We start from the raw sequence: 750 nt of genomic DNA on the forward strand, positions 1-750 counted from the left end.
CTTTCCAGGTCCGGGCCAGCTGCGTGTTGAAGAACGTCCTCAACGCCTCCGGGCCTCGTCTCAAAGCGCGGGCGAACTTCGCCACCGTCTCGCGGATCGTTTGCTTCGGTGCGTAGAGCTTGGACGCTTGGAAGCCCGCATGGTCGTTCGGCACGCCCTGCGCACCGCAATGGATACACAGGGCCCGGGCGACACCGTGCGCTTCGGGCGCCCAGCGCTCCGGGGCCTGGTTTTCACCGCAGCAGGTGAACGTCCGTGTCTGTCTCCACTCGACCTTGCGCAGCGCGACGAGCCGCTGCGGCTCCGTCATCGGGTGTTCGCAGGCCACGCACTCGTATCGGCCCGTCTCGGCCCTGATCTTGCCGGCCTCGTCCTTGTCGAAGCGCACTCGCTCCCATTCGAGCGGATGCCAGCCGTGGCAGCCAGGGCACTCGACGAAGGCCTTGCGCTGGTCGCTCTCCTCGTAGGAGGCCTCGATGGCGCTTCGGCCCGCAATCGTCGGTGAGCAGGCCCGCACCGAGAGGCTGTTCGCCTTGAACTCGGCTTGGCGCTCCTCCGCGAGGTCGATAGGCGAGCCCTCGCCGCCGGCCGAGAGCGGGTATTTGTCGATCTCATCGCATGTGAGCAGCCGGATCGGCCGCATCGCGAGGTTGGTCGGGCTATTCGAGCCGACGAGGGTAATGTGCCCGCCGGGGAACTGTTTGTGCGTCAGGGTGGCGCCGGCATCTCGGGACTTCAGGTCTCCGAAAA

General features: G+C 66.7%; 1 protein-coding gene. It reads right to left on the reverse strand.

The window, feature by feature from the left end; translation table 11 throughout:
• Positions 1 to 750: terminase gpA endonuclease subunit (locus G3T14_RS24450; RefSeq protein WP_204263057.1), on the reverse strand; the 750-nt coding region annotated here is incomplete at both ends.

Source organism: Methylobacterium sp. BTF04 (assembly GCF_010692745.1).
Lineage (GTDB): Bacteria > Pseudomonadota > Alphaproteobacteria > Rhizobiales > Beijerinckiaceae > Methylobacterium.